Source organism: Sorangium sp. So ce1504, from assembly GCF_051521635.1.
Lineage (GTDB): Bacteria > Myxococcota_A > Polyangia > Polyangiales > Polyangiaceae > Sorangium > Sorangium cellulosum_B.
Genome location: NZ_CP150365.1, coordinates 5,067,939 through 5,084,619, shown reverse-complemented (window position 1 = coordinate 5,084,619; position 16,681 = coordinate 5,067,939). Strand labels below are relative to the sequence as shown.

At 72.1% G+C, this 16,681-nt stretch carries 11 protein-coding genes and 1 pseudogene; 4 read left to right on the top strand and 8 right to left on the bottom strand.

The window, feature by feature from the left end; translation table 11 throughout:
• Positions 1–154 precede the first annotated feature (154 nt).
• Positions 155–1,036 (bottom strand): annotated as a pseudogene (locus WMF39_RS19110) (serine/threonine-protein kinase); the annotation flags it as partial.
• 233 nt (positions 1,037–1,269) lie between these two features.
• Between WMF39_RS19110 and WMF39_RS19105 the strand changes: the two are divergent.
• Both WMF39_RS19105 and WMF39_RS19100 read left to right on the top strand, forming a co-directional pair.
• Positions 1,270–4,011 carry a phosphoenolpyruvate carboxylase gene (locus WMF39_RS19105; protein WP_437746921.1) on the top strand — a complete coding sequence of 914 codons (2,742 nt, stop codon included), beginning with the start codon at positions 1,270–1,272 and terminating at the stop codon, positions 4,009–4,011.
• 179 nt (positions 4,012–4,190) lie between these two features.
• Positions 4,191–5,378: a 6-phosphofructokinase gene (locus WMF39_RS19100; RefSeq protein ID WP_437746920.1), complete on the top strand. Its 1,188-nt coding sequence runs from the start codon at positions 4,191–4,193 to the stop codon at positions 5,376–5,378.
• Positions 5,379–5,447: 69 nt separating this feature from the next.
• On the opposite strand, the gene WMF39_RS19095 is transcribed toward WMF39_RS19100, so the two are convergent.
• From WMF39_RS19095 to WMF39_RS19085, 3 genes are all read right to left on the bottom strand, one after another.
• A complete protein-coding gene (locus WMF39_RS19095; protein ID WP_437748000.1) occupies positions 5,448–6,326 on the bottom strand; it encodes an NmrA/HSCARG family protein in 879 nt (292 codons plus the stop codon).
• A gap of 169 nt (positions 6,327–6,495) precedes the next feature.
• The gene (locus WMF39_RS19090) at positions 6,496–7,503 is read right to left on the bottom strand and encodes an anion permease (RefSeq protein ID WP_437746919.1); all 1,008 of its coding nucleotides are present in this window, start codon (positions 7,501–7,503) and stop codon (positions 6,496–6,498) included.
• Positions 7,500–8,117, bottom strand: coding sequence for a DUF47 domain-containing protein (locus WMF39_RS19085; RefSeq protein WP_437746918.1), 618 nt, complete (start codon positions 8,115–8,117; stop codon positions 7,500–7,502). The genes WMF39_RS19090 and WMF39_RS19085 overlap by 4 nt, the downstream gene beginning before the upstream one ends.
• Before the next feature lie 123 nt (positions 8,118–8,240).
• On the opposite strand from WMF39_RS19085, the gene WMF39_RS19080 reads away from it, so the two are divergent.
• On the top strand, positions 8,241–10,034 hold the full coding sequence (locus WMF39_RS19080; protein ID WP_437746917.1) for an ATP-binding protein: 1,794 nt from the start codon (positions 8,241–8,243) through the stop codon (positions 10,032–10,034).
• A gap of 42 nt (positions 10,035–10,076) precedes the next feature.
• On the opposite strand, the gene WMF39_RS19075 is transcribed toward WMF39_RS19080, so the two are convergent.
• On the bottom strand, positions 10,077–10,559 hold the full coding sequence (locus tag WMF39_RS19075) for a hypothetical protein (RefSeq protein ID WP_437746916.1): 483 nt from the start codon (positions 10,557–10,559) through the stop codon (positions 10,077–10,079).
• 142 nt (positions 10,560–10,701) lie between these two features.
• Entirely contained in the window at positions 10,702–11,220 is a 519-nt protein-coding gene (locus WMF39_RS19070; protein ID WP_437746915.1) for a peptidylprolyl isomerase, read from the bottom strand.
• A 239-nt stretch (positions 11,221–11,459) separates the two neighbouring features.
• Between WMF39_RS19070 and WMF39_RS19065 the strand changes: the two genes are divergently transcribed.
• Positions 11,460–12,110 carry a hypothetical protein gene (locus WMF39_RS19065; RefSeq protein WP_437746914.1) on the top strand — a complete coding sequence of 217 codons (651 nt, stop codon included), beginning with the start codon at positions 11,460–11,462 and terminating at the stop codon, positions 12,108–12,110.
• 187 nt (positions 12,111–12,297) lie between these two features.
• On the opposite strand, the gene WMF39_RS19060 is transcribed toward WMF39_RS19065, so the two are convergent.
• On the bottom strand, positions 12,298–14,187 hold the full coding sequence (locus WMF39_RS19060; protein ID WP_437746913.1) for an OmpA family protein: 1,890 nt from the start codon (positions 14,185–14,187) through the stop codon (positions 12,298–12,300).
• Complete coding sequence (traA, locus tag WMF39_RS19055) at positions 14,184–16,316, bottom strand: outer membrane exchange protein TraA family protein (protein ID WP_437746912.1); 2,133 nt, start codon at positions 16,314–16,316, stop codon at positions 14,184–14,186. Before traA ends, WMF39_RS19060 begins: the two co-directional genes overlap by 4 nt.
• Positions 16,317–16,681 lie beyond the last annotated feature (365 nt).

Sequence of the window (16,681 nt, the reverse complement as noted above, 5' to 3'; positions counted from 1 at the left end):
AGGGCGATGCGGGCAACACCGAGGAGCGGACGCGGGCGGCGGCCGGCGCGTGGCTCCGGCTGGGCACCGCGATCGGCGGAGCGCTCCTCGGCAACCCGAGCGCCTGCTCGACGTCGTCCCAGAACGCCCCGATGTCCCGGAAGCGCTCGCGCGGATCCACGGCCAGCGCCCGCCGGAAGGCGGCCTCCAGCGCGTCGGGCACGAGGATGCCCTCGCTCCTCGGCGTGGGGCGGCGCTTCTCGTCGAGCACCGTGCCCATCATCGCCACGTGATCCCCGCCGATGATCTCGCGGCCGGCGAGCGCCTCGACGACGGTCACGGCGAGCCCCCAGACGTCGGTCCAGGGGCCCGTCTTGCCGAAGCGCTTCGGCGCCCACTGCTCGGGCGCCCCGTAGGCGGGCGTGAACGCCGTCGAGAGGCCGCCCGACGTGGTGGTGGTCTGGCCGGCCATGACCGTCGCGGCGTCGCGGGCGCGGGCGATGCCGAAGTCGAGGATCTTGACGACCTCCGCGCCATGGATCTGGGCGAGGAAGATGTTCGCCGGCTTGAGATCGCGGTGGACCACGCACGTGGGGCCGCTCGGCCCGGGGAAATGGTGCGCCGCCTCGAGCGCGCGCGCGACCGGCGCGAGCAGCCGGATCACCTCCCCCGGCGCGAGCTGCGGCGCTCCCATCGCCGCGCGGGAGGCGATGTGGCTCGCGAGCGTGCGGCCCTCGAGCCACTCCAGCGCGATGAACGGCACGAAGGCGCCGGTCGCGGCCGAGATCACGTCGTGGTGCAGCGGCCTGACGACGGCGGGGATCGCGGCCGACAGGCGGAACAGAAGTTCCGCTTCCTCACGAAATTTTTCAAGAAATTGCACGCGCAGCTGCTCGGGCAGTGTCGCCGGGACCTTGAGGCACTTCAGCGCGACCGGCGCTCGAAACGCCTCGTGGTACGCCCGATAGACGACGCCGAACCCACCTTCGGCGACGACCCGCTCTACCTTGAACGCCCCCTGGGTCGTGCCGACGATCCCGAACACGTCATCGGCCATCCGCCCGAGGGTACACGAGCTCGACGAGGCTTCGAAAGGGCGCGGATGAACGGGCGATGCACGGACCGTGCTCGCACCACCGCCCACCCGCCCAGGTCCCGGCGCGCGCCACCCGCCCAGGCCCCGAGGCGCGCCACCTGCCCCGGCGCCGCCACACCCCCGGCGCCACCGACCGTCCGCCCAGGCCACACTCGGTGGTCCGTTTTACGCCGCATCGCGCTACGCTGGCCGCCATGCCGCCGCGCCGCCGTGAGGTCGATCGACCTCTTCGCAAAGAAGTTCGCCTGCTTGGACGCCTGCTCGGGGAAGTGTTGATCGAGCAGGAGGGAGAAGAGCTCTTCGCCATCGAAGAGCGCATCCGCACGCTCGCCATCCGCCGGCGCCGCGGCCCCAGCGACGGGCGCGCGCACGCGGCCGCGGAGCTCAGCAAGCTGCTCGCGGAGCTGCCCCACGATCGCCTCGAGCCCGTCATCCGCGCGTTCACCGTCTACTTCCGGCTCGTCAACCTCGCGGAGCAGCACCACCGCATCCGCCGCGCGCGCGCGTACGCGACGGATCCCGGAGCGCGGCCGCAGCGCGGCTCGCTCGAGGCCGCGATGCACACGCTCAAGAAGGCCGGCGTCCCCGCGGAGCGCGTGCGCGCCGCGCTCAGGACGCTCGACGTCACGCTCACCTTCACCGCGCACCCGACCGAGGCGGCGCGGCGCACCGTCCTCGAGAAGCTCTACCGCATCGCGAGGAACCTCGAGGAGCGCGATCGCTGCAAGCTGACGCCCGACGAGTCGGCGAGTAAGCTCGCCCAGATCCGCGAGGAGATCACCGCGCTCTGGCAGACCGACGAGGTGCGCCGCGATCGCCCCACCGTCGGCGATGAGGTGAAGAACGTCGCCTGGTACATTGAGGAGATCCTCTGGGATCTGCTCCCCGACCTGCCCGCGGCGATCGGGCGCGCGTTCGAGGCCGCGTACGGCGAGCCGCTGGACGCCGAGATCGTGCCGCTCCGGATCCACTCGTGGGTCGGCGCCGACATGGATGGCAACCCGTTCGTCGTGCCCGCCGTGCTCGAGGACGCGCTGTTCGCCTACCGGACCCGCGGGCTGCGCCGGCTCATCCGGGCGGCGCGCGACCTCGGCGGCGCGCTGTCGCAGTCGGTCCGGCACGTCACGCCGCCGCCCTGGCTGCTCGCCTCGATCGAGGAGGACGCCGCCGCGATGCCCGAGGTGGCCGCGCACTTCGGCCCGCGCACCGAGGGCGAGCCGTGGCGCCGCAAGCTGCACTTCATCGAGGCGCGCCTCACCGCCACGCTCGAGCACGCGGAGCACGGCCGCGCCGAGGCGCGCGCGCGCTCCGGGCAGGGCCCCACGCGCGAGGGGCGCGCCTTCGTGCGCCCGGAGGAGCCGACGCTGGCGGTCCCCTACCGCGAGCCCGCGGAGCTCGAGCGCGACCTCGCGGTCGTCGCGGACAGCCTGCGCGCCGCGCGCTGCGCGAGCTCGGGCGAGCGGCGCGCTCGGGCGCTGCTCTCGCAGGTGCGCGCGCTCGGCTTCGCGCTCGCGGAGCTCGAGATGCGCGCGCCGGCCGAGGACGCGCGCGCCGCGGCGCAGAGCCTCGCGGAGGGCCGCGTCGAGCCGGCGCAGATGACGCCCGAGGGGCGCCGCGTGTTCGAGGCGCTCCAGCGCATCGCCGCGGCGCAGCGCGACGGCGGAGAGTCGTCCTGCCGCACGCTCATCCTGTCGATGACCCAGAGCGAGCACGACGTGCTCGCCGCGCTCGCGAGCGCGAAGGCCGCAGGGCTGTGGGACGAGGCGCGCTCGTGCGCGCGGATCGACGTCGTCCCGCTGTTCGAGTCGCTCGGCGCGCTGAACGACAGCGCGAGGATCCTGCGCGCGCTGCTCGCGCACCCGGAGTACCGGCCGCACGTCCTCGCCCGCGGCGTGCAGGAGGTGATGATCGGCTACAGCGACTCCGGCAAGGAGGTCGGCCTGCTCGCGGCGAGCGCGGCGCTCCGGCGCGTGCAGGAGACGCTGCCGAAGATCGCCGCGGAGGCGGAGCTGCCGCTCCGCGTCTTCCACGGCCGCGGCGAGTCGGTGGCGCGCGGCGGCGGACCGGCGCACCAGGCGCTGCTCGCCCTGCCGGCCGGCAGCGTCGGCGGCCGCTACAAGGCGACCGAGCAGGGAGAGGCGCTCGACCACAAGTACGCGCGCCCCGAGCTCGCGATGCGCACGCTGGAGATCATGCTGAGCGGGGTGCTCCTGCACACGCTGGGCGCGCAGCCGCGGCCGCCCACCGCGTCCGAGCTGCGCTACGCCGCTGCGTTCGACGAGCTCGCCGAGACGGGCCGGCGCGCCTACCGCGCGCTCGTCTGGGAGGAGCCCAAGTTCGTGGAGTTCTTCACGGCCGTGACCCCGATCGACGAGATCGCGCGCCTGCCGCTCGGCTCACGCCCGAGCAAGCGGCGCGCGGGCGGCCTGGAGTCGCTGCGCGCGATCCCGTGGGTCTTCGCGTGGACGCAGAACCGGGCCATCCTCCCGGGGTGGTACGGCGTCGGCAGCGGCCTGGAGGCGATGGGCCAGCGCCCCGAGGGCGCGGAGCTGCTGAAGGAGATGATGGCGTCGTGGCCGTTCTTCCGGGCGGTCATCGACAACGTCGAGATGGTGCTCGCGAAGGCCGACATGACGATCTTCGCGGGCTACGCGGAGCTCGCGCCGGCCGCCGCGCGCAAGGCGGTCGCGCCGCGGATCATCGCGGAATACAAGCGGACGCGGTCGTGGCTCAAGCGGCTCACGGGCAACCGGCGGCTGCTCGAGGGCAACCCGACGCTCCAGCGGTCCATCTCGCTGCGCAATCCTTACGTCGACCCCCTTTCATTCCTGCAAGTCGAGCTCCTGCGGGCGAGCCGCGGCGGCGACTCGGGGCGCGATCGCTCGCTCCTGCTCACGCTGAACGGCATCGCCGCCGGCATGCGCAACACGGGGTGAACGGCGCGCCCTCGACGCCACGCGCTCGCTCGACGCCGCGCGGAGCGCCACGCGGCGCGGCGCGCTCGCTCGACGCCGCGCGGCGCTGTCGTCCAACGCCGGGCGTCGTCAAACAACGAGTGCGAACGTGTGACAATCGCTCAGCCAACCTCGTCGTCGCGTGGTAGAAGGCCGGCGCCATGACCAGCATCGTCGAGTTCGGACGTCCCGACACCCTCCCGGCATCGGACAAGCGCCTGCTGCTCGTCTTCGACGGCGGCAACGCCCCTGGCTACTCCTCGGTCGCCGTCGCGCTGACCGAGGAGGCGGCGCGGCGAGGCTACGAGGTGTGGGCCGCGACCGAGGGCTTCCGCTCCCTGACCGCGGACGCGCGCGCCCAGCCCCAGTTCGAGCGCCTCATCATGAGCCGCCGCCAGCGCTACGATCTGCTCGCGCAGGGCATCCCTGCGCGCTCGATGGGGCGGCGTGTGCTCGACGCGGGCAGCGATTTCCGCAGCGAGCGCTACTCCGGCTTCCTCGATCGCGAGAAGCGCAAGCAGGCCGCCGCGACCTTCAAGGCGCAGGGGTTCACGCACCTCATCTGCGTCGGCGGCAACGGCACGTTCGAGGGCATCAAGGCGTGGCTCGACGAGTTCGAGGTGCGCCCGCAGGCCGGCTTCGTGAACGTCTCCATCGACAACGATCTGGAGGGCGATCGCGCGATCGGCTTCCTGTCCGGCGTGGAGACGGGCGCGACCATCGCGCGCGGGCTCTACGAGGACGCTTATACACACAAGCGCATCTACATCCTCGAGATGATGGGCAATCGCAGCGGGCGGCACGCGCTGCACTGCGCGGTGGCTGCCCGGGCGCACCTCATCGTGCTCCCCTTCTTCCGCTTCCCGCAGGACGTGCTGAGCGAGCTCGCCGACGGCCTCAAGCGCGCCGACTACGCGCTCGTGATCGTCGCCGAGGGCTACGAGGCCGAGCGCCGCCGCAAGGAGCACCCCGGCATGTCGGCGAGCGACTACCTGAAGATGCAGCTCGAGGGCGCGGGGCTCCGCGACTCGCCGGACAAGCGCGTGATCGCGGAGCCGTTCAGCCGGTACATCCGCGGGATCCGCCCCGCCTTCCTCGACGTCTCGGCCGCCTTCCTCAAGGGGTCGCTGCTGCTCGCGGCCTTCGACGAGGGGCGCACCGAGGTGATGCCGTACGTGCTCGCCGCGAACGACGTCGGCGTGCTCGACTTCGCCTCCGTGCGCCGCGAGGACGGCGTGGAGCGGGCGTTCCTGCCGCTGCTCGACCGGCTCGACCTGAGCCGCTTCAAGACCTGGATCCTCGACCACTTCATCAGCCTCGGGGCGGCCCGACCGAGCCGCGCTCCGTAGCACGTCGGATGAGCTCCGCGCGCGGGCCGGGTGGACCACGCGCCGGATCGACGCGGCGCCCTCGCAGGCTCACGCGACCGCTCGGGTCAGCGTGCCCGCGAGGTGCTCGCGCGCCCAGTCCTCGAAGCGCCGCCACCCGACCTCCGGGTAGGCGGCGTGGAGCGCCCCGAGGTCCACGCCGTGACCGCCGCGCGTGAGCCAGCGGAACATGGCCGCGAGGTCCTCGCTGCGCGCGCGCACCTCGGCGAGCGGCACCTCGGCGTAGCGGATCTCGCGGCCGGCCACGCGGGACAGCGCCGAGACGGCCTCGGCGCCGGTGAGCTCGTCGGACGCGAGCTCGATCCGGTGCCCGAGGAAGTCGCGCCGGCGCTCGAGCACGAGCGCCGCGAAGCGCCCCACGTCGTCGGCCGCGATCTGCTGTAGCGGGCAGCCCGCCGGGAGCGGGGCGGCGTACACGCCGCGCCGGAGGCCGAGGAGCGCCGCGGGCGTGAGCAGGTTCTCCATCAGGCACACCGGGGCGAGGATCGTGCAAGGGACGCCGAGCGCGGTGATGTGCCGCTCGACGGTCGCCTTGCTCTCGAAATGGGGGACGCCCGTGCCCCGGTCGGCGCTCGCGACCGAGGTGTAGACGAGGTGCGCGCCGCCCGCGGCGCTCGCGCCCTCGGCGGCGGCGAGGCCGAGCCGCAGCTCCGCCTCGACGGCCGCGGGCCCGCCCTCGATCGGCGAGCCCATGGCGAAGACCGCGTCGACGCCGGCCGCCGCGCGCGCGATCGAGCGGGGCTCGTCGGCGCTACCCTGGACGACCTCGACGCCGAGCTCGATGAGCCGCGCCGCGGTCGGATCGCCAGGCCTGGCGGAGAACGCCCGCACGCGGTGCCCGCGGGCGAGCAAGGCCCGCGCGACCGCCCCTCCCGGCGCCACCGTCGCCCCCGTCACGAGCGCCCGCATGGTCGCGCTATGGAGATCGGCGGCGCGCTTCGTAAGTCCCAGGGCGGGCCGCGCGAGCGCCGCCGCCTGGCGCGCGAGCGCCGCCGCCTGGCGCGCGAGCGCCGCCGCCTGGCGCGCGAGCGAGGCGCTTGCTCGCCTGCATGGCGTCACGCCGCGTTCGCCTGCGCCGTCAGGGCTGGCCGCTGATGACGCTCGCGATGGTGTAGGCGACCGCGGCGAGGGCGGCCGAGGCGGGGATCGTGAAGATCCAGGCCCAGACGATGCGCCCGGCGACGCCCCAGCGGACCGCGGAGAGGCGCCCGCTCGTGGCGCCGACGCCGACGATCGCGCCCGTGATCGTGTGGGTCGTGCTCACGGGGATGCCGAGCGCCGTGGCGCTGAACAGCGTCGCCGCGCCGGCCGTCTCGGCCGCGAAGCCGCCCACCGGCTTCAGCTTCGTGATCTTCATCCCCATGGTCTTCACGATGCGCCAGCCGCCGGAGAGCGTGCCGAGGCCCATCGCCGCGTGGCAGACGAGCACGACCCAGAGCATCGGCTTCGGGTCCTTGCCGCCCTCCTGGAGGCCCGCGGAGATGAGGAGGGCCGTGATGATGCCCATCGTCTTCTGGGCGTCGTTGCCGCCGTGCCCGAGCGAGTAGGCGGCGGCGGAGAGCAGCTGCAGCCGCCGGAACCGGGAGCTCACCTTCCCGGGCGTCCAGCCCCGCGCGAGCCGCCGGATGGCGTGCATGAGCGAGAACCCGATGACCGCGCCGAGCAAGGGCGACACAAGGATGAACGCCGCCGTCTTGCCGAAGACCGTCGCGTCGAGCACCGACAGCCGCCCCGCGCTCTTCACCGCGGCCCCGGCGAACGCGCCCATGAGCGCGTGCGACGACGACGACGGCAGCCCCCACCACCACGTGAGCAGGTTCCAGATGATCGCGCCGAGCAGGCCGCCCAGGATGACGTTCGGCGTGATGAACCCCGGCTCGACGCCCTTCGCGATGTTCCGCGCCACCGTGGGCTCGAACAGCGCGAACGCGATGAAGTTGAAGGCGGCTGCCCAGAGCACCGCGGTGCGCGGCGACAGGACGCGCGTCGAGACGACCGTGGCGATCGAGTTCGCGGCGTCGTGAAAGCCGTTGATGTAATCAAACGCCAGCGCGATGATGAGGATGGCGAGGATGTAGGTCGTCATGCGTGCTCGAGCACGATGCCCTCGATGATGTTCGCGACGTCCTCGCAGCGGTCGGTCGCGTGCTCCAGGAGGTCATAGATATCGCGCCACTTCATCACGAGGAGCGGGTCGTTCCCCTTCTTGAAGAGCGCCGCCAACCCGTTGCGGTAGTGCGCGTCCGCCGCGTTCTCGATCTTGTTGATCTCGACGCAGAGCTCGAGGAGGTGCGGCTGTTTCTTCAGGTCCCTGAGCGACTGGATGGCGGAGCTCATGACGGTGCACGCGTCGACGACATCCTGCGCGAGCAGCCGCGCGTCCGGCAGGATGCTGCTGATCTCGAAGAGCACGATCCTCACGCTCGCCGCTTCGATGCAGTCGAGCACGTCGTCGAGGCGGGTGATGAGCGCGTGGATCTCCTCGCGATCGAGCGGCGTGATCCACGTCTGGTGGAGGGCGGCCAGGCACTCGTGGGTGATCTTGTCGGCCTCGTCCTCGAGGTCGGAGATCCGCTGCACCAGGGCCGGGGCTTCGTCGAGCCGGTCGAGCATCTCCAGGAGGAGCTCGCTCGCTGCGACGCTCTGCCGCGCATGGTTGGCCAGCGCGTCGAAGAAGACTGCGTCACGGGTCAATCCCATGGGGCCGGGCGTTTACCCGTCTCCCCGCATCACGTCAACGAGTCGTCATGGAACGGACAAAACCAGGTAACATGAGGATCTTCGCCCACGTCGCGCGCGGCGTGAGCCGGGCACGCTGGTGACATGGGTATACGAAGCAAGCTCATCGCGTTCGCGGTGGGGATCGCGATCCTCGCGGCCCTGGTGTTCGACGGCTATGTCCTGAAGACGCTCGGGACAGAGCTCTCGGCGCACACGGAGGACGACCTGGCGACGCGGACGGCGCTCGTCACCGAGGTCGCCGCGAGATCAGGAGACCTCGCGGCCGAGGCGCCCGCCCTCGCGACGGCGCTGTCGAAGGTCGCAGGAGCGCGCGTCACGTTCATCGATCCGCAGGGCGCGGTGCGGGGCGACTCGTCGGTCGCGCCGGAGGGGCTCGGCCAGCTCGACACGCACGCGACGCGCGACGAGGTCGCCGACGCGCGGCACCAGGGCACGGGGCGCAGCGAGCGCGTGAGCAAGACGACGCGGATGCGGATGCTCTACGCCGCGCAGCGGCTCGATCGCCCGGACGGGCCGTGGGTGGTGCGGGTCGCGTTCGAGCCGGTCGCGATCGACCGCAGCCTGTCCGCCGCCCGCACGCGCGTGGTGGAGGGCACCCTCCTGGCCCTCGCGCTCGCCGTCGCCGCGGCGCTCGCCGGGGCGCGCGCCCTCTCCGGGCGGCTCGTCTACCTGACGGGCGTCGCGCGGGAGATGCGGGCCGACCTGGGCCGGCGCGCGCGCATGCAGGGGCACGACGAGATCGCCACGCTGGGCGGCGCGCTGGACGACCTCGCCGAGAGCCTGGAGGTGTCGCGGCGCGAGCTCGGGGGCGAGGGAGAGCGCTTCGGCGCGGTGCTCGAGTCGATGCGCGAGGGCGTGCTCGTCACGGACGAGAAGGGCGACATCACGCTGGTCAACCCGGCGCTCTCGCAGCTGCTCGGCATCCGCAGGGACCCGGTCGGCCGCCCGCCGCTCGAGGTGCTGCGCTCGTCGAGCCTGCACGAGCTGCTCGAGGAGGTCGCGCTCGCGCGCGCGGCGGCGACGCGCGAGATCGAGATCTCGCCCGCGGCGCCAGGCGTGGCCGGGCCTCCGGGGCGCAGGATCCTGCTCGTGAACGCCGCGCCGCTCGCGCTGCCGGCGCAGAGCCGCGGGGCGGCGGGGGTCGTCGCCGTCTTCTTCGACGTGACCGAGCTGCGGCGCATCGAGGGCCTGCAGCGCAACTTCATCGCCAACGCGTCGCACGAGCTGCGCACGCCGGTCGCGTCGATCCGCGCGAGCAGCGAGACGCTGCTCGGCGGCGCGCTCGACGACCCGGAGGCGGCGCGCGATTTCGTCGAGGTGATCGAGCGGAACGCGACCCGGCTGCACCGGCTCGTGGACGATCTGCTCGATCTGTCGCGCATCGAGGGCGGCGAGCGGCCGCTCTCGCCGGGCACGCTCGACCTCTCGGTGCAGGCCGAGGCGGCGGTGGCGCTCCTGCGCGGGCGCGCCATGGAGAGGGACACCGACGTGAAGATCGACGTGGCGCCGGGCACGCTCGTCGCGGCGGATCCGCGCGCGCTGGACCAGATCTTGACCAACCTCGTCGACAACGCGATCCATCACACGCCGAACGGCTCGCACGTGGTGGTGCGCGCGCGGGCCGCGAACGGGCGCGTCGTCCTGGAGGTCGAGGACGACGGTCCGGGCATCCCTGCGGCGCACCAGGCCCGCGTCTTCGATCGGTTCTACCGGGTGGATCCGGGCCGCTCTCGCGCGTCGGGCGGCACCGGGCTCGGCCTGTCCATCGCGAAGCACCTCGTCGAGGCGATGAGCGGCGACATCACGGTGACGACCGGCGCGGCCGGCGGCGCGCTCTTCCGGATCACGCTGCCGACCGGCGCCCAGAAGAAGTAGGCTCGGTGGCGCTGGAGCCGGCCTCGCCGAGGGGGGCGGGAGCTACGGCGCGCAGGCGGTGCGGCAGGAGTCGAACGAGCCCTGGCACGCCGCCGGATCGGCGAGCGCGGGCAGGCCGCCGTCCGCGGGGAACTTCGGCGTCAGGCAGGTCTGGAGGATCGTCTGGCACTTCGCGGCGCACGCCGCGAGCTTGGTCGAGAGCGCCCCCGCGTCGGCCGTGGTGGCTGTGCCGCCGTCCTTCGGCGCGCCGGCGTCCGCCGGCGCGCCCGCGTCCGGCTTCGGGGTCGCCGGGGCGGCTGGGGTCGGGGCGGCGGTCGTGGTCGCTGGAGGCGCGGCCGGGGTCGGCGTCGCCGCCGGCACCGTCCCGGTCGCCGCGGGCGGCGGCGCCGTCGCGGTCGGCGCCGTGACGGCGCCTGGCGCCGGGGCGACCTCCTCCGGCTCGTCGCTGGATTTGCACGCCGCGATCAGCAGCGCTGGCGAGGCGATCATCACGGCGAAGGCGGCGAGGAGCTTGTGAGCGCGCATGGGTGCTTCATGCTGCGCCTCCGCCGAGAACGCAACCCTTGCGCGCGCGGCCCGCGAGGCGCCGTGATGTGGCCTGCGAGGAGAGGCCGCGCGCGGGCAGGCAGAGAGGTCTCCGGCGGGAGGCTCGCTCTCGGCAGGAGGGCTATTCCGTCCTGAAGATCACGTGGAAGCCATAGCGGGTCTCCACGACGTCGCTGAGCTGCTGGATATCGAGCTCGAACGCCGCATCGGCGAAGGGCGGCAGGACGTCGGCGCGCTCCACGGTGCCGAGCGAGCCGCCGCGCGACGCCGCGCCGGCCTCCTCGCTGTACTGCGCCACCGCCTCGCCGAAGTCGGCACCGCCGCGGATCTTGTCGCGCGCCTCCATCGCGCGCAGGCACGCCTCCTCGCGTGTGCGCGTCGTGCCCTCGGCGCGATCGGCGCCGGCATAGCGGACGAGGATGTGCTTCACGCCGATCCGCGGCGGCTCGTCGGGGCGAGCCTGCCGCGGTGCGCTGGCGGCCGCGAGGCACGCTGCGGCGCTCGAGGCGCTCTCCTCGGCAGGGGCGGCGCTGTGCGAAGGGGCGTGCGGCGCCGCCTGAGGCGCGCTGCACGCGGCGGCGAGCGCCGCGCCGAGGAAGGTGAGGAAGCCGAGAGGAGCGGATCGCTCGATCGGGCGCATCGGCCGCGAAGCATATCCAGGCGTTCACGAGATCGGAACACTGGATGGGACGGTGGATGGGGTGGTGGCAGCGGGTGTGGCGGCCCGGTGACGGGCACGGCATAAGGAGCCGATCCACCCGCAAGCAACCTGCGAGAGGCGGCGTGCCGCCGGGTCGGCTGGCGTCCCTGGTGCACGTCGGCTGCGTCCATGATGCACGGGGTTTGCATCGCGCGTCGCATCGCTGGTAAGAAGGCAGCATGCAGCGCCTCCTCCTCTCGGCGGCCCTGGGTGCCGCGCTGATCGCCGGTTGCAGCACTCAGTTCCGAGACAAACGCACGCCTTCCGGCGAGTTCTGCAGCGACATGCACGTCATTCCGGCGGGCCAGCTGCCCGATCGCGAGTACCATCGCCTTCAGCCGATCGCGAGCGATCCGACGGCTCGCACGGAGGCGGAGCGCCTCGAGTCGCTCCGCAAGGCCGCGTGCGGCGTCGGCGGCGACGCCGTCATCGAGGCGGTCAACGAGGAGATCCGCACCGAGGACGGCCGCTATGCCAGCGTCGCGAGCGGCACGGCGGTGATCTGGGTCCGCCGCACCGAGGGAGAGGCGAAGCCGTTGACGTTGCACCCGGCGACGCCGCCCGCCGACTCGGCGGCGCCTGCCGAGCCGGAGGCGCCGCCGGCGGACCAGCCTGCTGCTCCTCCGGCTGCAGCCGACGAGCCGTACGAGGACTCGCCCGCTCCTGCGACCTCGGCCAAGCCAGGCAAGCCGGGGGCGAAGCCCGCGTCGCCCACCCCGCTGTCGTCGGCCAAGCCGGCTTCCTCTGCCCCGCCGTCGCCGCTCCCCCCGTCGTCGTCGGCCAAGCCCGCCACGACATCGGCGCCCGTGAAGCCCGCGCCGAAGAAGTAAGCGCAACAGAAGACGTCAGCGTCGCGCGGCTCCTGCCGCTGGGACGCTGACGTCCGTTTGACCTCTCCTCCCCTGAGGCGCTCGGAGCTCGACAGTCTCGAGTTACGCCTGCTCTTCTCGCAACGCGCGCTCGACCGCCATCGCGCCTCTTCCATCCATCTCCGTAGGCCCGAGGATCGACGCCCTCCTAGCGAGTCCCCCCGCCTCCGGGAGCAGGCGGCTGGCTCGACGAGGACGGCGCCGGCGGCGCGGGCGCGGGGGTACCGGATCGCGGCAGCACGCCCGTGTTGCTCGGGAGACCGCCCGCGTTGCGGCGGTTCGGCAGGGGTGCCGCGCCGCCGGGCGCCCCGCCCGCAGGCGGGAGAGAGGATCCGCCGCTCGGCAGCACGTTCGACTTGAGGACCCCCTGCCCCGGCAGCGTGCCCTGGCTGGGCAGCGTGCCCTGGGTCTTCTGCGGCAGCACGCCGCCGGACGGCAGGAGCTGCTCGCCCCCCTCGGGCGCGCCGGTGAGCGGCTTCGCCCCCGCGGCGCCGTAGCGCAGGATGCGGAAGACGACGCGCCGGTTCTTCGACGTCATGAACTGGCAATCGGGCGACAGCTGGTCGTCGTGCCCCTGGCAGCCGGTGTCGTCGTAGATCGGCTGCGTGTGCCCGTAGCCGACCGCCTGGAGCCGCGCGGCATCGACGCCCTTCGCGATCAGGTACGCCATGACGCTCGCCACGCGGCGCTGGGACAGCGCCATGTTGTACAGGTCGGTCGCGCGCACGTCGGTGTGGCCCTCGATCCGCACCTCGCGGATGTCGGGGTTGTCGATCAGCACCTGCGCGACCGCTTCGAGCGTCGAGTTCGAGTCCTCGAGGATGATGTCCTTGTCGGTCGCGAAGTGGACCTGCTCGGTGATCACGATCTCGTCGCCCCGGATGAAGGCGAGCGGACAGCCGTCCTTCCCGTGCGGACCGGCGGGCTTGTCGGGGCACTTGTCGTCGCGATCGAAGATGCCGTCGCCGTCGGTGTCGAGGTCCGGACAGCCGAAGTTCTCGGGGCTCCCGGGCACGTCGGGGCAGCGGTCCGCGGCGCCGATGAGGCCGTCGCGATCCGGATCGTCGTTGTCGCGCTGCTGCAGGCGGTTGATCTCCTCCTGCTCCTGGGAGGTCTTCGGCTGCCACGTGATGACGTTGAAGAAGCGGATCGAGGGCGAGCCGAAGCCGCACGCCGCGCCGAAGCTCCCGCCGAAGGTGATCGTGATGCCGTGCTTGGTCTGCCAGCGCAGCCCGAGGAGCGCCTCCGCGGGGATCTGCCCCGGGTCGTCGGGGTAGCTCGTGAGCGAGGGATAGCCGTACACCTCGCCGATGACCGACAGGCCCCAGCTCTGAACGACGTACTGCTCGGCCGCCACGCCGAACTGCGCCATGTCGCCGACGCGCACGCCCGCGAACTGGTTGTCGGGCCGCAGCCAGATACCAGCGTTCGCGGCGAGGAGCAGCCCGAAGTTGAACCGGTAGTCGCCGATGAGCGTCGCGCCGCCGCTCAGCGCCCCGTCGCTGGTGAACGCGTTCTGGTCGCCCGTGGGGAAGTTGAGGTTGCCCGAGATGGCCATCCCGAACCCCTCCTTGACCTGCTCCTTCCGGTTCAGGTACGGGAGCGAGATCTTCGTGGACAGGCGGAGATCGCCGACGGAGGAGCTCTTGACCGACCCCTCGGTGCCAAAGCGGCGGAGGTTGCCGCCCTCCTGGAAGAGGACGAGCGGCATGGCCATCGTGACGTCGAACACGTCGAAGAAGCCGATGCCCGCGAGCAAGGCGAGCTCGAGCCGCCCGGAGATGGCGTCGACGGCCTGCCTCGTGTCGTCGCCCGCGACGAGCAGCACGAGCGGGTCGGCCGCGATGTCGCTGTAGAGGCCGACGGTCGGCGAGAGGTTGCCGATGACCTCGGACTTCTGGACCATCACGAGATCGCGCGGCGCCGCTGCCGGGCGGAAGACCTGGGCATCGAAGCGCCCCTCCTCGGCGAGCGCGGGGCGCCCGGCGAGGAGCGCGGACAGCGCGAGGAGCGGGGCGAGGAGTGGACGCGTTCTCACGAGGCACCTCCGCTGCGCCGGCGGCGCTTTCGCTCGATCAGGGCCAGCGCCGCGAGGGCGACGAGCCCGGCGGCCCGCGGATCGGCGCCCTTCTGGCCGACGACCGAGACGCTGCAGATCTCGGCGAGGGTGCCGCCGCACGCGACGTTGTCGGGCATCGGGCCGAGCGCGCACTCCTTGGCGTCCGCCTCGTCGGTCCAGCGGCAGTGCTCGTTGCCGAGGCAGTCGAGGTTCGTCTTGCAGGAGATGTCGCAGGTGTTCGTCGCGAGGTCGCACGTGTTGCCGCACGGACACTGCGTGTCGGCGTAGCACTCGACGCACTTCTCGCCGTCGCAGTACGGGGTGTCCTCGCCGCAGGTCGCCATGCACCCCGGCGGGTCGCACTCGTGGGTCTCGCGGTTGCAGGTCGTGCCGGCGCACTGCTCGTCCGACGTGCAGCGCACGCACGCCGCGAGCTCGGAGAACTGGCCGAGGCAGAACGGCGTGTCGCCGCCGCAGCTGTCGCAGCGCGGCCCGCAGCGCCTATCCTTGACGCACTCCTTGCACTCACCGCTCAGGCAGTACTGCCCCTCGGCGCAATCCATGTCGTTGCGGCACGCGGCGCACGCCGTCCCGACGGGCCCGGGGAGGCAGAACGGCACCGGGGGCGACTGCGGGTCGCTCGGGTCCTCGGGGTGCATGCAGTCGACGCAGCCCTCACCGCAGCAGTTGGGCAGCGCGTTCGTCGGGAGCGGCCTGTCCATGCAGTGGCCCGTGGGCACGTGGCACACCTTGCCGTCGGGGCACTGCTCGTCGGTGAGGCACTCGACGCACATCTCGATCCCCCCCGGCTCGACGGCCGCGCAGTCCATCTGCGTGCCGTTGATGCCGTTGGGACAGCAGTTGCACGAGTTGCCGGCGCAGCGGTCGGCCGTGTCGCATACGACGCACGTGTTTTCGACGCAGATCTTGCCGCGCGGGCAGTCCGGGTCGATCTCGCACTCGTTCTCCTCCTCGCACTCGTGCGTCTCGGGGTCGCAGCTGAAGCCGTCACGGCAGTCGGCGCTGGTGCGGCACTCGGCGCATTGAGACCTGCCCTCCAGGTTGATGCAGAACAGCGTGTCGCCCGTGCAGGCCGAGCAGGATTCGCCGCAGAATTGTGCGGTGTCACACGGAGCGCACAGGGCCGCCTCATTGCAATAGTAGCTTCCAGGACAGCCGTTGGTCCCGGCCTGGCCGGCGAACTGGCGATTGCACTGCTGGCACTGGTCGAGATCGGGGAACGACGGCGACCCGCTCAGCGTCTGGAAGAACTGCGCGGGTTGGAAGAGGGAATAGCTAGCCGCCTTGAGGCTCGCGCTGCCCTCTACCCGCGCGCCGAGCTCGAAGTCCTCGAACTCGCCCACGAAGTAGGACATCTCGAGCGCCGCGTGCTCGGCGATTTCGACGTAGAGGATCTCGAGCGGGTACAGGCCTGGCATCTCGAAGATGACGGTGTTCGTGAGGCGCCATGTCGGAAGGCCGAGCCGCGCCGGACGGACCATGACGGGCTTCACGCCGTTGAGCTTGTCCCAGAAGGTGAGGCTTATCGCATCGTCGGCATAGAAACCGATATGAACGGGTCGACCCACGATCTCCTCGGGGACGAGCAAGAACCCGCGGAGCCTGGAGCCGAACGGCTGGCTGGTGCCGTGGCTGTTCCAGGGGAAGTCGCACCCGCCCTCCTGGCACGTCGGCGACATCAGTCCGGTGAAGTCGCCGTAGCTCAGCGGGCCTTCTTCGATCGGGTCTTGGTCATCATCAAGGTCGCTGTTGTTGTTGCTGAGATCCAGGACGGTCCGAACGACGTATTCGTGATACTCTGCCTCCGCGCCCTGGCCACGCGTGCGCTCGATGAACGCATTGACCTTGTCGTTATAAGCCAGACGCTCGCCAGGGTTGTCGGTGGCGAGGGGCACATAGAAATCGATATCCACGTTCTCGGACAGGGCCGATGCGGCGCAGAGGCCGGTCCCCTCGACCTCCGGCAGCGTGTCGATGGTGGGCTCATAGAGGGTGACCGGGCCGAATGGCTGCGATTGTGCGCGCGCCGGCGCCGGCAGCAGCCCGAGCAGGGCCGTGGCGACTAGAGCAGCTCGTCGAATGCGCATGGCTCGCTCGCGGGTCCTTTGCATCGCTCGCGGGTCCTCAGCACCCGAGCTCCGGAAGTACGAGCTCCAGGCTAGCCGCTCCGCGCCGTGATCTGCAAGAGGAAGGCTGCGAAAGCCCGCTCCGCATGTAGGCGACGGTCCTCTACCACCCCTACCGCCCCATGGTCCGATGCTGTCATGCGCGCGGGACGGCTGGCAAACTGCACGGGCGATCGGCCGCACACGCCTGGAGCGGATGGTCGGGTGACGGGAACGGCACGAGGTCGACACCTGCGCGCGACCTTCGGCTCCCCAGAGCCGATGACGCGCCCGAGGCCCTCGCGCGATCTTGCTGCGTTGCGGCAAGATCGCGCGGAAAGATGGCT